Genomic DNA, 19,295 nt, shown 5'->3' with positions numbered 1-19,295 from the left:
GCTTCGGCGCGATTGCAATATGACGACACGTCAGATATGACGGAACGTCAGGAAAGGTGGAGCCCATGGGGAAGCCGGGACGGCCGAGGACGGCGCGGCGGGGCGTGAGGCGCCCTGGCAGCCGCTCCGCCCGGTCGGTATGGTCGGCCCCGGCCGAACGGCAGCCGAGCGTGTCGGCCCGCAAGAGACCACGCCTGCCCTCATCGCCCCGGGGCGCCCTCGCGTGTCCCCGCCCCACCGTGCGACCCCGCACCACCGCAACTCCCGGCAGCGGTAAGAACTCCGGCACCAGCGCACGTCCCCGTATCAGCGCACCTCCCGGCAGTGGCACGAGCTCCACCGACGGCCCGGAGTCACCGGACGGCCCACCCCCCGGCCGTCCGGCGGCCCCACCGCCCCCGCGCTCTCCGCTGCCGTCACCCCCCTCGCGGCACCATCGGTCTGATTCGGAGTGTTCATGACGCCCGTAGCGCCGAACCCTGAACTTGTCATCGTATTAAGTCCGTTGGGCGTGCCCGACCCGCGCCCGGTCGCCGCGGTCCGCCGGGCTGGCGGGCTCGGAGTGCTGGATCTCGGGACGGGCGACCGCCGGGCCAGAGAAGCCCTCGCGTGCGCACACCGCTGGACGTCCGGCGCCTTCGGCGTCCGGGTCGGGCCCTCCTGCGCGCTGACGCCCGAGGAAGTGGCCGAGGAGTGCGGCGGCGCCCTGCCGCCCGTGGTGCTGCTCGCCCCCGGCGCCGACTGGAAGACCGGCCAACTGGGCGCGCGGACCCGGGTTCTGGCCGAGGCCGGCGACCGCGACGAGGCGCGCCGGGCCGCGGCCGACGGCGCGTACGGGCTCGTGGCGCGGGGCAGCGAGTGCGGGGGCCGCGGTGGTGAACTGGGCACCTTCGTCCTGCTCCAGGCGCTGCTCGCCGACCCGGCGTACGAGCTGCCCGTATGGGCCTGCGGGGGTGTCGGCCCGCGTACGGCGGCGGCCGCCGTGGCGGGCGGCGCGGCCGGGGTCGTCCTCGACACCCAGCTGGCGCTGCTCGCGGAGTCCGGGATCACGGACGAGGCGGCCGCCGCGCTGCGGACGATGGACGGGTCCGAGACGACCGTCGTCGACGGGGAGCGGGCGCTGCGCAACCCCCGCACCGGTCTCCACCTGCCTGTCGGGCAGGACGGGTTCCTCGCCGCCGTGTTCGCCGACCGGTGGGGCACCGTGGCCGGTGCCGTACGCGGGGTGCGCGAGGCGATCCTCACCGCCGCCACCGATCCGGCCGCGGCCCGGACCCTGGCGGCCGGCTCCCCCCTGGCGCGGGCGCTCGGCACCCGGCTGCCGGTCGTGCAGGGCCCCATGACCCGGGTCAGCGACCGGGCGGGCTTCGCCGCCGCCGTGGCGCGGGAAGGGGCGCTGCCGATGCTGGCGCTCGCCCTCTCCGACGGCGAGCAGAGCCGCGCCCTCCTCGAACGCACCCGCGACGAACTGGGCGAACGGCCCTGGGGCGTGGGCATCCTCGGCTTCACCGACAGCCGCCTGCGGGCGGAGCAACTGGCCGCCGTACGGGCCGTCCGGCCCACCCACGCCATCATCGCCGGGGGCCGCCCCTCCCAGGCGGCCGACCTGGAAGCGGCCGGCATCCGGACGTTCCTGCACGTGCCGTCGGCGACGCTGCTCAGCCAGTTCATTGACATGGGCATGCGTAAGTTTGTCTTCGAAGGCGCCGAATGCGGCGGACACGTCGGGCCGCGCAACAGCTTTCCGCTCTGGGAGGCGCAACTGGCGGTGGTCGAGGAGTACGTGGCGCGCGCACCCGGCGCCGCGGGCGACTTCCAGGTGCTGCTCGCGGGCGGTATCCACGACGAGCGCTCCTCGGCCATGGCCGCCGCGCTCACCGCCCCGCTCGCGGCGCGCGGGGTCGCGGTCGGCGTCCTGATGGGGACCGCCTACCTCTTCACGGCCGAGGCGGTCGCGTGCGGCGCGATCCAGCCCGTCTTCCAGCGCCAGGTGATCGCCGCCGGGGCCACCGCGCTCCTGGAGAGCGCCCCGGGCCACGCCACCCGCTGTGTCGCCAGCCCGTACACCGCCGACTACGCGGCCACCCGTGCCCGCCTGCGCGCCGACGGCACCCCCGACCGCCGGGCCTGGGAGGAGCTGGAGCGGCTGAACATCGGCCGGCTGCGGATCGCCAGCAAGGGCGTCGAGCGCGACGGAACGGAACTCAGGCCCGTCTCCGAGCAACGCCAGCTCGCCGCGGGGATGTTCATGGCCGGGGAGGTGGCCGTGCTGCGCTCGGCGGCCACCACCGTGGGCGCGCTGCACGACGCCGTGAGCCGGGGCGCCGCCGCCTTCGCCGAGCGACGCGCGGCCGAGCTGCGCGGCACCCCGCGCCCGGCCGGGCAGGCGGCCGGGGTGGCGGCCGAGGAACCCGCCGCGCGGCCGCTGGACATCGCCGTCGTGGGCATGGCCTGCATGTTCCCGCAGGCCCCCGACCTCGCCACCTACTGGGCGAACGTCGTCGGCGGCCGCGACGCGGTCACCGAGGTCCCCGCCGACCGCTGGGACCAGGAGATCTACCACGACCCCACCGGCGAGCGCCCGGGCACCACCGCGTCGCGGTGGGGAGGCTTCCTGCCCCCGATCCCCTTCGACCCGTTCGCCTACGGCATCCCGCCCGCCTCGCTCGGCAGCATCGAACCCGTACAGCTCCTCGCCCTCGAGGCCGCGCGGCGGGCCCTGGACGACGCCGGGTACGGCGACCGGCCCTTCGACCGCTCCCGTACGTCCGTGGTCTTCGGCGCGGAGTCCGGCAGCGACCTGTCCGGCGCCACCACCCTGCGCACGGTCCTGCCCGCCTACCTCGGGGAGATTCCGCCCGCCGTCGAGGACCAGTTGCCCAAGCTCACCGAGGACTCCTTCCCCGGCATGCTCGCCAACGTCATCGCGGGCCGCATCGCCAACCGCCTCGACCTCGGCGGCGCCAACTACACCGTCGACGCGGCCTGCGCCTCCTCGCTCGCCGCGCTGGACGTGGCCTGCAAGGAACTCGCCTCCGGCACCAGCGAGATGGTGCTCTGCGGCGGCGCCGACCTGCACAACGGCATCAACGACTACCTGCTCTTCTCCTCCGTCCGCGCACTCTCGCCGAGCGGTCGCTCCCGTACGTTCGACGCCTCCGCCGACGGCACCGTGCTCGGCGAGGGCGTGGCGTGCGTCGCGCTGAAGCGGCTGGCCGACGCCGAGCGGGACGGCGACCGCGTGTACGCCGTGGTCAAGGGCGTCGGCAGCGCCAGCGACGGCCGCTCCCTCGGACTCACCGCGCCCCGGCCCGAGGGCCAGCGGGCCGCGCTGGAACGGGCCTACCGGGCGGCCGGGATCTCGCCCGCCCGGGTCGGCCTGGTCGAGGCGCACGGCACCGGGACCGTGGTAGGCGACCGTACCGAACTCGCCACGCTGACCGAGGTGTTCACCGAGGCGGGCGCGGCGCCCGGCGGCTGCGCCCTCGGCTCCGTCAAGTCCCAGCTGGGCCACACCAAGTGCGCGGCGGGTCTGGCGGGCCTGATCAAGGCGGCGATGGCCCTGCACACCGGCATCACCCCGCCGACCCTCCACCTGAAGGAGCCGAACGCCGCATGGTCGCCCGGGACCAGCCCCTTCGCCTTCCACGCCGAGGCCCGGCCGTGGGCGGCCCCGGCGGCCGAACGGATCGCCGGGGTGAGCGCCTTCGGCTTCGGCGGCACCAACTTCCACGCGGTGCTCACCGCCCACGCCGAAACCGCGCCCCCGGACCGCGGGTACGAGACGTGGCCGGCCGAACTGTTCCTGTTCCGCGCCACGGACACGGCGGCGGCCGGCCGGGAGGCGGAGTGGCTGCTGGGCGAGCTGGGGCAACCGGACGCACCGGGCGCCGGACCGAGGCTGCGGGACGTGGCGCTGACAGCGGCCCGACGCGCCGCGAGCCGGCCGGGCGCGGTGCGGATCGCGGTGGTGGCGGAGAGCGTGGAGGACCTGCGCGGGCTGCTGCGGAAGGCGGCGGCGGGGGAGCGGGGGCGGGGGGTGTACCTGGCGGCCACGCCCCCGACCGGCAGCCACGACACGCCTGGGGGCGTGGCTCCCGAAGCCCCTGAGGGCGGCGCCCCCGAAGCCCTTGGCGGCGGCGCTCCCGAAGCCCCTGGCGGCGGCGCCCCCGAAGCGCTCGGCGGTGCCGATCCCCAAGCTCCTGGTGGCGTCGCCCCCGTAGCCCTTGGTGGCGCGGATCTCCAAGCCCCTGGTGGCGTCGTCCGCGAAGCCCTCGGCGGCGTCGCCCCCCAAGCCGGCGGCATGTTCGCCCCCCAAGCCGACGGCGCCGCCGCCCCCGAAACCGGCGGCGGAACCGCCCCCAAAGTCGCCTTCCTCTTCCCCGGGCAGGGCAGCCAGCGCCCCGGCATGCTCGCCGAGCTGCTGGTCGCCTTTCCCGAGGCCGCGCGTCCGGTGCGGCAGGGCGGGGCGTACGTCTCCGCGCTCTATCCGCCGCGGGCCTTCGGCCCGGACGTGGCCGAGCGCCAGCAGGAGGCGCTGAAGGATACGAGGATGGCGCAACCCGCCCTGGGCCTCGTCGGGTTGACGGTCAGTCGCGTACTGGAGTCCGTCGGCGTACGCCCCGACATGGCGGCCGGACACTCCTACGGCGAGCTGGTGGCCCTCGCCGCCGCCGGGGCCCTGACCCCGGACGCGCTGCTCGACCTCAGCTCCCGCCGGGCCGAGGCCATCCTCGGCTCGCTCGGGGACGACCCCGGCACCATGGCCGCGGTCACCGCCGCCCCCGCCGACGTGGAACGCGTCCTCGCGGCGGCCGGGCTGGAGGGCCGGGTGGTGGCGGCCAACCGCAACGGCCCGCACCAGACCGTCGTCTCCGGCCCCACCGCCCTCGTCGACGAGGCGATGGACCACCTCCGGAGCGCCGGACACGACGTCCGGCGCATCCCGGTCGCCTGCGCCTTCCACAGCCCGCTGGTCGCGGGCGCGGGCGAACGGTTCGCCCCGGCCCTGGCCCGGCACACCGTCAGGGCGCCGGAGTTCCCGGTGTGGGCCAACCGGACGGCCGCCGCCTACCCGGCCGCGCCGGACGGCGTACGCGCCGAGCTGGCCGCGCAGATCGGCTCCCCGGTGCGCTTCGCCGACCAGGTCGAGGCGATGTACGCGGCGGGGGCGCGGGTCTTCGTCGAGGCCGGCCCGGGCACCGTGCTCACCGGTCTGGTCGGCCGGATCCTGGGCGACCGGCCGCACGTGGCGGTCGCCTGCGAGCCACGGCCCGGCGCCGGGCTGCGGGGACTGCTGGAGTCGCTCGCCCGGCTCGCGGTCGCCGGTGTGCCGGTACACGCCGGGCGGCTCCTCCACGGCCGGGGCGCGGTGACGGAGCGGCCCGAACCGCCCGGCTGGACCGTGGACGGCCAGCTCGTGCGCACCCGGTCCGGCGACCTGCTGCCCGGAGCCCTGCGACCGGCCCGACGGGTCAGTCTGGAGACGAGCACGGTGACGCGAGACGGCGACGCACAGCACGAGCTCATCGCGGACTTCCTGCGCACCACGCGCGAGCTGGTCGCCGCCCAACGGGACGTCCTGCTGACCCACTTGGGGGCGACGGGCCCCGCCGCGTCCCCGCCGCCCGTTCCTGCTCGTACGGAAACCGTCGCGCAGGCGGCCGCACCCGTGGCCGTGGCCGAGGAGACCGCGTCCGTGGACGAGCCGCGTCCGGTGGTCGTGGACGTCGAGCAGGCCGTGCTCACCGTCATCAGCGAACGCACCGGTTACCCGGTCGACATGATCGAACCCGACCTCGACCTCGAAGCGGACCTGAGCATCGACTCCATCAAACGCACCGAGATCGTCGGCGAGCTGGCCCGCCACCTCGCCGGGACCCGCACCTTCGACGACGCGGAGATGGAGGAGCTGTCCCGGGCCCGGACGGTCGCCGCGATCACGGCGTGGATCGCCGGGCACGAGACGCCGGCCGGGGCGGCGCAGGGTTCCGCAGACGCGCCCGCCCCGACGCCCGCGCCCGCCGCCCCGACGCCCGCGCCCGCCGTGCCCGCCCACGCCCCCGCCCCGGCGCCCGCCACCCCGGCCGAGGCCCGACCCGTACCGGTACGCGCATCCGCACCCGCATCCGCACCTGAACCCGCACCCGAGCCCGAGCCCATCCACGGTGTGGCCCCGCGCCGCTTCCTCCTGGAGGAGACCCCTCTCGCCCTGCCGTCCACCCCACCCGACACCTCCCTCAGGGGCCAACGCTTCGCCCTGCTAGGGGGCGGGGCGACCGCCGAGGAGCTGGCGGCCCGGCTGGTGGAGCGGGGCGCCGAGGTCGTCGTTCACGACGCGGACCGGCGGCTCGATGCCGCCGACGGACCTCTCGACGGGGTCTTCCACCTGGGCGCCGTCGTCCCCGCGGCCCCCTCCGACGGCGGTCCGCCGCTGCTCCCCGGCGCCTTCGAGGTCGTCCGCGCCGCCCTGCGCCTGGGGCCGCGCGTGCTGATCTGCGGCAGGACCGCACCCGGCGCCGGCGAGGAGGCGGGGGCCGGGCTGCCCGGCCTGTTCCGGACCATCGGGCGCGAGTACGAGGACGTCATCGCCCGGGTCGTCGACCTCGACCCGGCCGAAACGGCAGCGCGGCGGGCCGACTTCCTGCTGGCCGAGCTGTACGCCGAGGACCGCGCCCCCGTCGTCGCGCGCACCGCCGCCGGGCGGTACGGCCACACGCTCGTGGAGAGGCCCCTCGGCGCCCTGGCGCGGACGGGGGCCGGGCCCGCCGGGGACGGGGCCGCCGAAGCGGCGGCCCTCGGGCTCGGCCGTGACAGCGTCGTCCTGCTCGCGGGTGGCGCACGCGGCATCACCGCGGACGTCGCGCTGACGCTCGCGGCCGCCTCCCGCTGCCGGATCGAACTCCTCGGCAGGACCCCGCTTCCCGCCGGACCCGAGGACCCGGAGCTCGCGGGCGCCGCCGACGCGACCGCGCTGCGGGCGCTGCTGGCCGCCCGCGGCGAGCTGACCCCCGCCGCTATCGCCCGCGAGGCCGGGAACGTGCTGGCGGCCCGCGAGGTCGCCCGCACCCTGGACCGGCTGGAGCGGCTCGGCAGCCCGGCCGCGTACCGCGTCGCCGACATGCGCGACGGCGCGGCCGTGGCCCAGGCCGTCAAGGAGATCCAGGCCGAGCACGGGCGCGTCGACCTGGTGGTGTACGCGGCGGGCGTCATCGAGGACCGGCTCATCGAGGAGAAGGACCCCGAGTCGTTCCGGCGGGTGTACGCCACGAAGGTGGACGGCGCCCGGGCGCTGCTCGACGCCGCGTCCCAGCTCGCCCACGGCCCCCGGACGGCAGTGCTGTTCGGCAGCGTCTCCGCCGTACTCGGCAACCGGGGACAGGGCGACTACGCCGCCGCCAACGACGCGCTCGCGGTCCTCGGCGAGCGGTGGGCGCGGCGCACCGGGCGGCGGGCGCTGACCGTGCACTGGGGGCCGTGGGCGCCCTCGGCGGAGCACGGCGGCATGGTCACCCCGCACCTCGCGCGGGAGTACGCCCGGCGCGGGGTCGCCCTCATCGACCGCGAGGAGGGGGCGCTCGCCCTGCTGCGGGAGCTGGCCTGGGGCGACGCGTCGGCCACCTCCGTCGTCTACACGGCATCGGGCTGGTGACATGGCCGAACAGATGTCAGGCGCAAGCGATGTGAGAGGGCGTCAAGTCCCGGTGGCGATCGTCGGGATGGCCGTCCTGCTGCCCGGCGCCGAGGACCTGGACGCGTACTGGCGCAACCTCGTCGACGGGGTCGACGCCGTACGGGAGGTGCCCGAGGGGCGCTGGGACCCGGTGTACTACCGGCCCGGCGACCCGGGCGGCGCCGCCGACCGGATCTACTGCCGGCGCGGCGGCTTCGTGGACGGCCTCGCCGCGATCGACGCGGCCCGCTTCGGTCTCATGCCGAGCTCGGTCGCGGGCACCGAGCCCGACCAGCTCATCGCGCTCTCGGTCGCGGCCCGCGCGATCGCCGACGCGGGCGGCGAGGAACGGCTCCCTGACCGCGCCCGGGTCGGCGTGGTCCTCGGCCGCGGCGGCTACCTGGGACCCGGCCTGGTCCGCCTCGACCAACGGGTGCGCACCGCCCACCAGTTGACCCGCACCCTGGGTGAGCTCCTGCCCCACCTCGGCCCCGGCCAGCTCGACCGGGTGCGGGCCGCCTTCACCGAGACGCTGGGGCCCGAGCACCCGGAGTCCGCGATCGGACTCGTCCCCAACCTGGCGGCCTCGCGGATCGCCAACCGCCTCGACCTGCGGGGCCCGGCGTACACGGTGGACGCCGCCTGCGCGTCCTCGCTGATCGCGGTCGACCAGGCCGTGGGCGAACTGGCCTCGGGGCGCTGCGACCTGATGCTGGCGGGCGGGGTCCACCACTGCCACGACATCACCCTGTGGAGCGTCTTCGCCCAGTTGCGCGCCCTCTCGCCGAGCCAGCGCAGCCGCCCCTTCCACGCGGCGGCCGACGGCATCCTCATCGGCGAGGGCACGGGCGTGGTCGCGCTCAAGCGCCTCGCGGACGCCGAACGCGACGGCGACCGCGTGTACGCCGTGATCCGCGGCACCGGAGTCGCGGGTGACGGTCGCGCCGCCGGGCTGATGAACCCCGACGCGGGCGGTCAGACCCGCGCGGTCCGCCAGGCCTGGCGGGCGGCCGGCCTCGACCCCCGCGATCCCGGCTCCCTCGGCCTCCTGGAGGCCCACGGCACCGGCACCCCGGCGGGCGACGCGGCGGAACTCGCCACCCTGGCCGAGGTGTTCGGTCCGGGCGCGGACGGTACGGCCGCCCCCGTCATCGGCTCGGTGAAGTCGATGATCGGCCACTGCATGCCCGCGGCGGGCGTCGCCGGGCTGGTGAAGGCGGCCCTCGCCGTGCACCACGCGACCCTGCTGCCGACCCTGCACTGCGAGGACCCGCACCCCGCCCTCGCCCGCACCCGGTTCCGTCCCGCGCCCGCCGCCCGCCCCTGGGAGGGGCCGCTGCGCCGGGCCGCCGTCAACGCCTTCGGGTTCGGCGGGATCAACGCCCACGTGATCCTGGAACAGGCGCCGGACACCGTGTCCGCCCCCCGCCGCGCGGCCGTACACGAACCGGAACGGGTGCTGCGTCTGACCGCAGCCACCCCGCAGGACCTGGCGCGGCTCCTGGACGCGGACGACACGACGGTACGGGAGCGGGGCGCGCCCTCCCCGTACGAACCCGACACACCCGCCGCCGCCCGCCTCGGCATCGTCGACCCGACCGCGAAACGGCTGGCCCTCGCCCGTCGCGCGGTGGCCCAGGGCCGCCCCTGGCGCGGTCGCGGCGATGTGTGGTTCGCGCCGCGCCCGCTGCTCGGGGTGTCGGGGGGCGGCAAGGTGGCGTTCGTCTTCCCCGGTCTGGAGGCCGAGTTCGCGCCCCGGGTGGACGAGGTGGCCGAGCACTACGGACTGCGGCTGCCCGGCCGTACGTACTCCGGGGCGACCGACGTCGCCCGGCACGGCCTCGGGGTGCTGCGCGTCGGCCGGGTCCTCGACGAGGCCCTGCGGGCGCTCGGCGTCCAGCCCGACGGGGTGGCCGGGCACAGCGTGGGGGAGTGGACCGCGATGATCGCGGGCGGGATGTTCGCCGCCGACAGGGCCGACGACTTCTTCGCCTCCTTCGACCCTGACTCGCTGAAGGTGCCGGGCCTGGCGTTCGCGGCGGTCGGCGCACCGGCGGCCGTGGTGGACCGCGCGCTCGCCGACTGGCCCGGCCTGGTCCTCTCGCACGACAACTCACCCGGCCAGTCGATGGTGTGCGGACCCGAGCAGCCCGTCGAGGAGTTCGCCGCGAAGCTCCGGGCCGAGCGCGTGATCTGCCAGGTGCTCCCCTTCCGCTCCGGCTTCCACACCCCCATGCTCGCCCCGTACCTCGGTCCGCTGCGGCGGGGCGTGGACGCGGCGGAGATCCTGCCGCAGCGGGTCCCGGTCTGGTCCGGGACCACGGCGGCCCCCTTCCCGGCCGGTCCCGACGAGGTCCGCGCGCTGTTCGTCCGCCACCTCCTGGAGCCGGTGCGGTTCCGGCCGCTCGTCGAGGCCCTGTACGCGGCGGGCTTCCGCGCCTTCGTCCAGGCCGGCACCGGCCGGCTCACCTCCCTGATCGACGACACCCTCAAGACCCGCGACCACCTCGCCCTCTCCGCCAACTCGCCCCGGCGCGGCGGACTGGCGCAACTGCTGCGGGTGGAGACGGGGCTGTGGGCCGAGGGGTATGCGCTGAAGCCCCGCCGCCCGGGTGGCGCGGCGCGCCCCGCCACCCCGCCGGACAGGCCGCGGTCCGCCCCCATCCCCCTCGACCTCACCGCCGCGCTGGTCCCGCTCGACCCGCACCGCCTGCACGCGTTACGGGACGAACTGCGCCCTCGTACAGAAGGAGTCGAAGTCCCGCGTTCCGCAGGCGGGTTGGGGGAGGCGGTCGCCCGGAGCCACCCCGTCGCCGCCGAGCTGGACGCGCTGCTGCGGGAGACCGCGGACAGCGTCACGGCCGTCCTGGAGGCGGCGGGCCCACCGCGGGCGACCGGCGTTCCGGGCCCCGGCGGCCTCCGCCCGGGCGGGCAGTCCGCGAGCGGCGCCACCGCCCCGCCCCCCGAGCACCGCACCCGGATCCGCGTCTCCACCGAGACCATGCCCTACCTCCTCGACCACTGCTTCTTCCCGCAGCGGCCGGGCTGGCCCGAACCGGCGGACCGGCATCCGGTCGTCCCCGCCACCACCGTCCTGCACCACGTGATGGCCGCCGCCGAACGGGCCGCGCCCGGGCAGCGGGCCGTCGCCGTGCACGACGTCCGGCTGGAGAAGTGGGTCAACGCCATCCCGGCCGTGGACGTGACCGTCACCGCCCGGCCGCAGGGCCCCGGCCGCTGGGCCGTCGCCTTCGGCCCGTACGCCCGCGCGACCGTCGAGCTCGCCCCCGGCCACCCCGCCCCGGCGCCCGCCCCGCCGCTGGACACCGCCGGCGAGCGCCCGCCGGACCACACGGCGGCCGAGCTGTACCGGGACCGGTGGATGTTCCACGGGCCCGCCTTCCAGGGCGTCACCGCGCTGACGGGGATCGGGCCCGGCCACGTCCGGGGCACGATCACCACGCCGCCCGCGCCGGGCGCGCTCCTGGACAACGTGGGCCAACTCCTCGGCTACTGGCTGATGGCGACCCACGCCTCCCGGACCGTGGTCTTCCCCGTGGCCCTGGAGCGGGCGCGGCTCTTCGGGCCGCACCCGCCCGTCGGCACCCCCGTCGGCTGCCACGCGGTCATCACCTCGCTCACCGAGGACACCCTCCTCGCCGACGCCCGGCTGACCCTGCCCGACGGCACGGTGTGGGCGGAGCTCACCGGCTGGCGCGACCGCCGCTTCTCCGGGCTCGACGCGCGCAGGTCCGGCGGCTACCCCGAGCACCTGGCCCTCGCCGAGGCCCGGCCCGGCGGCTGGTGCCTGCTGCGGGACCAGTGGCCGGACCCGGCCTCCCGCGACCTGCTCATGCGGATGCAGCTGGGGCGGGCCGAGCGCGAGGCGTACACGACGAAGCCGCCGCGCGGCCGGCGGCAGTGGCTGCTCGGCCGGATCGCCGCCAAGGACGCGGTACGGCGGTGGCTGTGGGAGCACGGCGAGGGCGCGGTGTTCCCGGCCGAGATCGAGATCGTGAACGAGGCGTCGGGACGGCCGCGCGCGGTGGGACGGCACGGCCGTACCCTCCCGCCGCTGGAGCTGTCCCTGGCCCACCGGGGCGATCTTGCGGTCGCGCTGGTACGCCCGCCGGGACCCGGCCCGTATCCGTACGGCGTCGGCATCGACGTCGAGGAGATCGCCGACCGCACCCCCGAGACCCACCGCGTCGCCCTCGGCCCCCGCGAACGCGCCCTCCTGGCGCGGCTCGTGGCCGCGACAGGGGAGTCCCAGGCGCGGTGGTTCACGCGCTTCTGGGCGGCCAAGGAGGCCGTCGCCAAGGCGGCGGGGACCGGGCTCGGCAGCCGGCCGCACGCCTTCGAGGTGACCGGCGCGGCCCCCGACGCCCTCACCGTCACCGTCGACGGCCGCCGCCACCACGTCCCCTGCGCCCTCGTCACCGACACCCATGTCGTGGCCTGGACCACGTCCGAGCCGCCCACCGAGGAGAGTGCCCCGTGACCACCAGCGAACGGCCGCCCGCCCCCGCCCCGCTCGCCCCGCCCCCCGACGAGGAGACCGTCCTGGCCGAGATCGCCCAGGCGATCGTGACGGTGCTCGGGGACTACGCCCCCGACCCCGCCGAGATCCGCCCCGACACCCTCTTCGGGGACGACCTGGAGCTGGAGAGCATCGACCTCGTCATGCTCTCCGGACACCTGGAGGAGCGGTACGGGGAACGGGTCAACTTCGCCGAGTTCGTCGCCGGTCTGGAGATCGACGAGATCATCGCGCTCACCGTCGGCCGGCTCGTCGCCCATGTGGTGCGGTGCCTCGGCGAGGCCCCCGGAACGGGAGCCGCGCGATGGTGATGATCCGCGCCAACGGCCTCGGGCTGCACGTCCAGCGGCTCGCCCCCAGGGACCGCCCGCCGCGGGGGACGGCCGTGTTCATCCACGGCGCCTTCATCGACAGCCTCGCCAGCTACTACTTCACCCTCGGCCCGGTCTTCGCCGCCGCCGGGTACGAGGCCGTCATGTACGACCTGCGCGGGCACGGCCGCAGCGAACGCCCGCCCACCGGCTACACCCTGGAGCACTTCACCGCCGACCTCGACGCCCTGCTGGACGAGCTGGACATCGATCACCCGGTCCACCTCGTCGGCAACTCCTTCGGCGGCACGGTCGCGCTCGACTACGTCGTGCACCGGCCCGAACGCGTCGCCACCGTCACCGTGATCGAGTCCGGGCCCGCCAGCCGCACCTGGTCGGACACCATGGCGGCGGCCCTGCGGCACGCCGTGGGCATGCCGGAGGACGACGCGCTGCTGTGGTTCACCGAGCAGTACGGCACGCTCTCCTCGACCCGGACCGGCGACGCCCGCCACGACGCCCACATCCGCCGGCTCGGCCAGGCCGCCGGGCGCCTGGTGCGCTCCACCACCATCGCCGAGGACATCCCCGGCGGGCGGGTCCTCACCGACGGACAACTGGGCCGGGTGCGCTGCCCGGTCCTGCTCATCAACGGCCAGGAGGGACTGGTGGCCGCCGAGGCCGCCCGACTGCGGTCGCTGCTGCCGCGCTGCCGGGTCGCGGTGGTGCCCGGGCAGAAGCACTCGGTCCTGGTCGAGGCGTCCGACGCGGTCGGTGAACTCGCCCTGAGCTGGATCCGCGACCACCCCGTCGCCCTGCCCGGGCCCGCCGCCGCGGCCTCGGCGCCGGGCGGACCGGGGCCGGTCCGGTGAGCCGCTTCCTGTTCGTGGTGCCGCCGCTGACGGGCCACGTCAACCCGGCCGCCGCCGTCGCCGCGGAACTCGGCGCCCGCGGCCACGAGGTGGCCTGGGCGGGCCGCCCGGAAGTCGTGGAGCGGCTCGTGCCGGAGCGGCCGGTGGTGTACGCGTGCGCGGGCCCCGACGGCATCGGCGGACGGCCGCCCGAGCTGCGCGGGGTGGCGGCCCTGAAGTTCCTCTGGGCACGGTTCCTCGGCCCGCTCGCCGAGGCGATGGCGCCCGGGGTGGCGGCGGCGGTCACCGCCTTCCGGCCGGACGTGGTGGTCGCCGACCAGCAGACCGTGGCGGGCGCCCTGGTCGCCGAACGGCTCGGGGTGCCCTTCGCCACCTCCTCGACCACCTCGGCCGAGCTCACCGACAGCATGGCCGGGATGCCCGGCGTGCACAGCTGGCTCACCGGGCTCCTGCACGAGCTGCGGCAGCGCATCGGAGACCCGGCCGCCGGCCACGATCCGCGCTTCTCCCCGCTCCTCACCCTCGCCTTCACCACCCCCGAGCTGACCGGCCCGTACACCACCCCCGACACCGATCTGCGCTTCGTGGGCCCAGCGCTGGCCGCCCGGCGCTCGGCCACCGACGGCCTCCCCCGGCAGTGGCTGGACCTGGCACCCGGGACACCGGCCGTGCTGATCACCCTCGGCACGGCCAACACCGACGCGGGCGGGCGCTTCCTCGCCGAGAGCGTCGCGGCGGTGCGCGCCCGCGCCGGACGGCTGCGGGCGGTGGTCTGCGACCCGGGCGGACTGCTCGGGGCGGTGCCGCCGGGACCCGGCGTCCTGGTCGCCCCGGAGCTGCCGCAGGTCGCGCTGCTGGAGCGGATGTCGGCGGTGGTCTGCCACGCGGGCCACAACACCGTCACCGAGGCGCTGTGGCACGGGGTACCGCTGGTGGTCGCCCCGATCCGGGACGACCAGCCGGTCGTGGCGGCCCAGGTGGTGGGCGCCGGGGCCGGGGTGCGGGTGAAGTTCGCGCGGGCGGGGCGCGAGCAGATCGGCGCGGCCCTGGACGCGGTGGTGACCGGGCCGGGCCACCGGGAGGCGGCCCGGCGGATCCGGGACGCCTTCCGCGCCGCCGGCGGCGAGTCGGCCGCCGCCACCCATCTGGAGAAGCTCGCCGCCGAACAGACCCGGTAGCCCCCGTAGAAAGGGACGCACATGCCCGACAGCGAACGGATCTCCGGTCTCCGCCCGTCGTACCAGGAGGAGCTGGCCCGTGGCACGGCCCGCTTCTTCCTCCCGCCGCGCACCGACTGCCCGTGGTGCCTGGGCCGCGACCTGCGCCGCAAGTTCCGCACCACGGACCTCATCCAGGGCAAGCCCGGCCACTTCGTCCTGGACGAGTGCCGGGGCTGCGGGCACGTCTTCCAGAACCCGCGGCTGAGCCAGGAGGGCCTGGACTTCTACTACCGGGACTTCTACGACGGCCTCGGCGCGGAGACCACGGCCAAGATGTTCGAGGGCAACGGCAGCAGGAAGCGCTTCCGCCGCAGCGCCCGCGCGCTGCGCCGGGTCGCCGCGCCGCGCCGGTGGCTGGACGTCGGCACCTCGCTCGGCCACTTCTGCGCCGCCGCCAAGGAGGTGCTGCCCGACACCCGGTTCGACGGACTCGACATGGGGGAGAGCGTCGAGGTCGCGGCCAAGGAGGGCCGGGTCGAGGAGGCCTACCGCGGCCTGTTCGTGGAGCTGGCCGAGGAGATGGCCGGCCGGTACGACACGGTCAGCATGTTCCACTACCTGGAGCACACCCCCGACCCGCACCGTGAACTCGCCGCCGCGCACACGGCGCTGGCCCCCGGCGGACGGCTGCTGATCGAGGTCCCCGACCCCGAGTCGCTCTCCGGGCGGCTGCTCGGCCGGCGCTGGCTGCCCTGGTTCCAGCCCCAGCACCTCAACATGGTCCCCATGGCGAACCTGTGCGCCCGGCTGCGCGAGCTGGGCTTCACCGTCGAGGTGGCCGAGCGGCGCGACGCGCACATCCCGGCCGACCTGGTGTGCGCCGCCTGGTTCCTGTTCGACCGGCTGCTGCCGCGCGACGACGCCCCCTGGCGGCCCCGCAGGCCGGGCCCCGCCGCGCGGGCCGCGCGGTTCACGCTGGTGTGGGCGGCCGTGCCGGGGCTGGTCGCGGTGTTCGCCCTGGACCAGCTGCTCAACCCGCTGCTGCGGCGGACCCGGTTCTCCAACGCGTACCGGGTCATCGCCCGCCGGGACGGGTGAGCGCCGTTCAGCCGCCGGAGAGTACCTGCGCCAGGTCGTAGGAGACCGGTTCCTCCAGCTGGGCGTACGTACAGCTGTCGGGGGACCGGTCCGGGCGCCAGCGGCGGAACTGGGCGGTGTGCCGGAAGCGGTCGCCCTCCATGTGGTCGTAGGCCACCTCGCACACCCGCTCCGGCCGCAGCGCCACCCACGACAGGTCCTTCTTGCCGGTCCAGCGGCTCTGCGCGCCCGGCAGCCGCGCGCCCGCGTGGGCGGCCTCGTCCAGCCACGCGGCCCACGGGTGCCCGCCGCCCACCGGGTCGTCCATCAGCAGCGGCGCCAGCTCCTCGATCAGCTCGGCCCGGCGCTTCATCGGGAAGGCCGCGCAGACCCCGACGTGCTGGAGGGCGCCCGAGCCGTCGTACAGGCCCAGCAGCAGGGAGCCGAGGACGGGTCCGCTCTTGTGGAAGCGGTAGCCCGCCACCACCACGTCGGCCGTGCGCTCGTGCTTGATCTTGTACATCAGCCGGGCGTCCGGGCGGTAGCGCAGGTCCAGCGGCTTGGCCACCACCCCGTCGAGCCCGGCGCCCTCGTACCGCTCGAACCACTCCCGGGCCTGCTCGATGTCGGTGGTGGCGGGCGCCAGGTGCACCGGCGGGGCGACGCCCTCCAGGGCCCCGGTCAGGGCCGCCCGGCGCTCGCTCAGCGAGGTGTCGAGCAGCGACGCGTCCCCCAGCGCCAGCAGGTCGAAGGCGATGAAACTGGCGGGGGTGCGCTCGGCCAGCAGGGTCACCCGGGAGTCGGCCGGGTGGATGCGCTCGGTGAGCCGGTCGAAGTCGAGGCGGCCCCCGTGGACGATGACGATCTCGCCGTCCACCACACAGCGCTCGGGCAGCCGCTCCTTCAGGGCCCGGGCGAGCTCGGGGAAGTAGCGGGTGAGCGGCTTGCCGTTGCGGCTGCCGATGACGATCTCGTCGCCGTCGCGGTGCACGATCGCGCGGAAGCCGTCCCACTTCGCCTCGTACTGCATCCCGGGCGGAATCCTGGCCACCGACTTGGCGAGCATCGGCTTCAGAGGTGGCATCACCGGCAGATCCATACCGTAGATTCTCGCCGGATCAGTCCGATATGCGCCATTTACGGCACGCGCCTACCGTGGCCTGCATGGGCACGAGCAAGGGCGAGGCCGTGGAGCTGGACGTGGCCGGACGGGCCGTCCGGCTGTCCAACCCGAACAAGGTGTACTTCCCGGAGCGCGGCTACACCAAGCTGGACGTGGCCACGTACTACCTGGCCGTCGCCGACGGGATCACCCGCGCCCTGCGCGACCGCCCCACCACCCTGGAGCGCTACCCGGACGGCGTGGACGGCGAGTCCTTCTTCCAGAAGCGGGCCCCCAAGAACCTGCCCGAGTGGATCCCGACCGCCCGGATCTCCTTCCCCAGCGGCCGCCACGCCGACGAGATCTGCCCGACCGAGGCCGGCGCCGTGCTGTGGGCCGCCAATCTGGGCTGCCTCACCTTCCACCCGTGGCCGGTGCGGCGCGAGGCCACCGACCACCCGGACGAACTCCGCATCGACCTCGACCCCCAGCCCGGCACCGGCTTCGACGACGCCGTCCCGGTCGCCCACGAACTGCGCGCCCTGCTGGAGGAGTCGGGCATCAGGGGCTGGCCCAAGACCTCCGGCGGCCGGGGCATCCACGTCTTCGTCCCCATCGAGCCGCGCTGGACCTTCACCGAGGTGCGCCGCTGCGCCATCGCCGTCGGGCGGGAGCTGGAGCGGCGCATGGCGGGCAAGGTCACCACCGCGTGGTGGAAGGAGGAGCGCGGCGAGCGGATCTTCGTCGACTACAACCAGACGGCCCGCGACCGCACCATCGCCTCCGCCTACTCGGTCCGCCCCAAACCGCACGCCCCGGTCTCCGCGCCGCTGCGCTGGGAGGAGCTGGACGCCGTCCGCCCCGAGGACTTCGACCTGCGGACCATGCCCGCGCGGTACGCCGAGGCGGGGGACGTCCACGCGGACATGGAGGACCACGCCTTCGGCCTGGAGCCGCTCCTCGAACTGGCCGCCCGCGACGAGCACGACCACCGGCTGGGCGACCTGCCGTATCCGCCGGACTATCCCAAGATGCCGGGGGAGCCCCTGCGGGTGCAGCCGAGCCGGGCCAGGAAGAAGGACGCCTAGGGCGCGGGGCGAGGGTTCCGCCCGCCCCGCGAGGCCCCACGCCCCGACCCCGGCCCGGCGGCCCGCCCCGGCGCGGCTCAACCCGGCCCGGCTCAACGCGGCTCGGCCCGGCCCGTATCGCCCCGCTACGCCGTGGGCGGCCGGCGCTCGGCCGGGGGCAGCAGGAGTATCTCCAGCGCCTGGGCGCACGCGCGCGCCTGCGCCAGGAACCAGGCGGCGCGCTCGTCCGTCATCACCGAGGGCGCGGCCCGCAGCGACAGGGCGAAGCGGGCGTGGCCGGCCCGGTCGAGGACCGGCACGGCCAGGGTGCGCGTCCCGTACGCGGCGCCGTACGCGCCCGGGACCGTCTCGCTCTCCTCGCGCGCGAAGCCGTCGGCCCGGACGTCCGCCAACTCCTCGCCCGGAGCCGCGTGTTCGTCCGGGCCCGGCCAGGCGAGCAGGACCCGGCCCGGCGCGGTCGAGCGCAGCGGGCGGCGCAGCCCCGCCATCGGGGGCACCGGGCCGCCCGCGACGATCACCGCGTGCGGGCCGCTGCGCAGCGCGAGGTCGGCGACGGCGCCGGTCCGCGCGGCCAGGTCGGCGAGCTCGGGGGCGGCCAGATGGAGTCCGCGCTGGTGGTAGGAGAGGCGGCCGAGCTCGGTCATGGCGGGGCCGAGCCGGTAGCGCGCGGTGCGCACGTCCTGCTCCAGGAAGCCCGCCCCGACGAGCGTGCGGGCCAGCCGGTGGGCGGTGGAGACGGGTAACCCCAGGCGCCGGGAGAGATCGGACGCGCTGAGGTCGGGGCCGTTGTCGTGGAAGGAGTGCAGCACCTCCAGGGCGCGCTGCACGGCCTGCGCGCCGGTCGGGGTGCGCACCGTGGTGGCCTCGGTCATATCGGCTCCCTGACGGGTCGTGATCGACGAAGGGCTCCACACTACGGCCGGGTGTTCTGGTCGCTCAGGGCAACGGGGAAGGCGGCCGGAACCGCTCACGTGCCGTGGTCGGCAGGCCCTAATCGGCCAAAGACCGGGCGTCGGGGCAAGATCGCTTGACGCGGGCGGCGGAGGGCGTTCAACGATCATTGACCGGACGTTGATCCGGCCCCGCCAGCATGGATGTCATGTCGATCAACACCACCGTCGCCGGGCCGGAGTTCGCCTGGCAGGAGACCGCGTTGTGCGCCCAGGCGGGGCCCGAGTTCTTCTTCCCGGCCCCCGGCAGCTCGACGCGCGAGGCCAAGCAGCTCTGCGGCGGCTGCGAAGGGCGCCAGGCCTGCCTGGAGTACGCGCTGGCGAACGACGAGCGGTTCGGCGTCTGGGGCGGCCTCTCCGAGCAGGAGAGACTCCAGCTCCAGCGCAGCCGCGGGCTGCGGCGCGGCCGGGCCTGAGGGGCGAGCCACGAACCCGGCCGGCTCAGGAACGGCCGGGTTCCTCCGGCGGACGCGCGTGCCCGTTCGGGGGCGGGCCGCGCGTCCGCACCCCCCTTTCCGCCCCC

General features: G+C 76.0%; 10 protein-coding genes. 8 read left to right on the top strand and 2 right to left on the bottom strand.

All coding sequences use genetic code 11. From position 1 onward, the window contains the following. The first annotated feature begins 457 nt into the window (after positions 1-457). The 6 genes from AC069K_RS17135 to AC069K_RS17110 are packed head-to-tail and all read left to right on the top strand — an operon-like array spanning position 458 to position 15,653. Positions 458-7,651, top strand: coding sequence for an SDR family oxidoreductase (locus AC069K_RS17135; RefSeq protein WP_478616867.1), 7,194 nt, complete (start codon positions 458-460; stop codon positions 7,649-7,651). A 13-nt stretch (positions 7,652-7,664) separates the two neighbouring features. Then, positions 7,665-12,173 (top strand): beta-ketoacyl synthase N-terminal-like domain-containing protein, encoded by a 4,509-nt coding sequence (locus AC069K_RS17130; protein WP_478616864.1) that lies wholly within the window; start codon positions 7,665-7,667, stop codon positions 12,171-12,173. Beyond that, positions 12,170-12,523, top strand: coding sequence for an acyl carrier protein (locus tag AC069K_RS17125; RefSeq protein WP_478616861.1), 354 nt, complete (start codon positions 12,170-12,172; stop codon positions 12,521-12,523). Before AC069K_RS17130 ends, AC069K_RS17125 begins: the two co-directional genes overlap by 4 nt. After that, on the top strand, positions 12,517-13,395 hold the full coding sequence (locus AC069K_RS17120; RefSeq protein ID WP_478616858.1) for an alpha/beta fold hydrolase: 879 nt from the start codon (positions 12,517-12,519) through the stop codon (positions 13,393-13,395). The genes AC069K_RS17125 and AC069K_RS17120 overlap by 7 nt, the downstream gene beginning before the upstream one ends. Beyond that, complete coding sequence (locus tag AC069K_RS17115; protein ID WP_365099819.1) at positions 13,392-14,573, top strand: glycosyltransferase; 1,182 nt, start codon at positions 13,392-13,394, stop codon at positions 14,571-14,573. The genes AC069K_RS17120 and AC069K_RS17115 overlap by 4 nt, the downstream gene beginning before the upstream one ends. Positions 14,574-14,594: 21 nt before the next feature. Next, the gene (locus tag AC069K_RS17110) at positions 14,595-15,653 is read left to right on the top strand and encodes a class I SAM-dependent methyltransferase (protein ID WP_478616855.1); all 1,059 of its coding nucleotides are present in this window, start codon (positions 14,595-14,597) and stop codon (positions 15,651-15,653) included. Positions 15,654-15,660: 7 nt separating this feature from the next. Here the strand turns inward: AC069K_RS17110 and AC069K_RS17105 are convergent, their stop codons facing one another. Continuing rightward, entirely contained in the window at positions 15,661-16,731 is a 1,071-nt protein-coding gene (locus tag AC069K_RS17105) for an ATP-dependent DNA ligase (RefSeq protein ID WP_478616852.1), read from the bottom strand. A gap of 65 nt (positions 16,732-16,796) precedes the next feature. Between AC069K_RS17105 and ligD the strand changes: the two genes are divergently transcribed. Beyond that, positions 16,797-17,822, top strand: a complete 1,026-nt coding sequence (gene ligD, locus AC069K_RS17100) for a non-homologous end-joining DNA ligase (protein WP_365099825.1) — start codon at positions 16,797-16,799, stop codon at positions 17,820-17,822. Between the two features lie 125 nt (positions 17,823-17,947). Here the strand turns inward: ligD and AC069K_RS17095 are convergent, their stop codons facing one another. Then, on the bottom strand, positions 17,948-18,694 hold the full coding sequence (locus tag AC069K_RS17095; protein WP_478616848.1) for an IclR family transcriptional regulator: 747 nt from the start codon (positions 18,692-18,694) through the stop codon (positions 17,948-17,950). Between the two features lie 227 nt (positions 18,695-18,921). On the opposite strand from AC069K_RS17095, the gene AC069K_RS17090 reads away from it, so the two are divergent. Continuing rightward, entirely contained in the window at positions 18,922-19,188 is a 267-nt protein-coding gene (locus AC069K_RS17090; RefSeq protein WP_358833175.1) for a WhiB family transcriptional regulator, read from the top strand. Positions 19,189-19,295: the final 107 nt, after the last annotated feature.

This window comes from Streptomyces sp. NPDC043908 (assembly GCF_056435525.1).
This window is presented reverse-complemented; position numbering and strand designations above follow the sequence as displayed.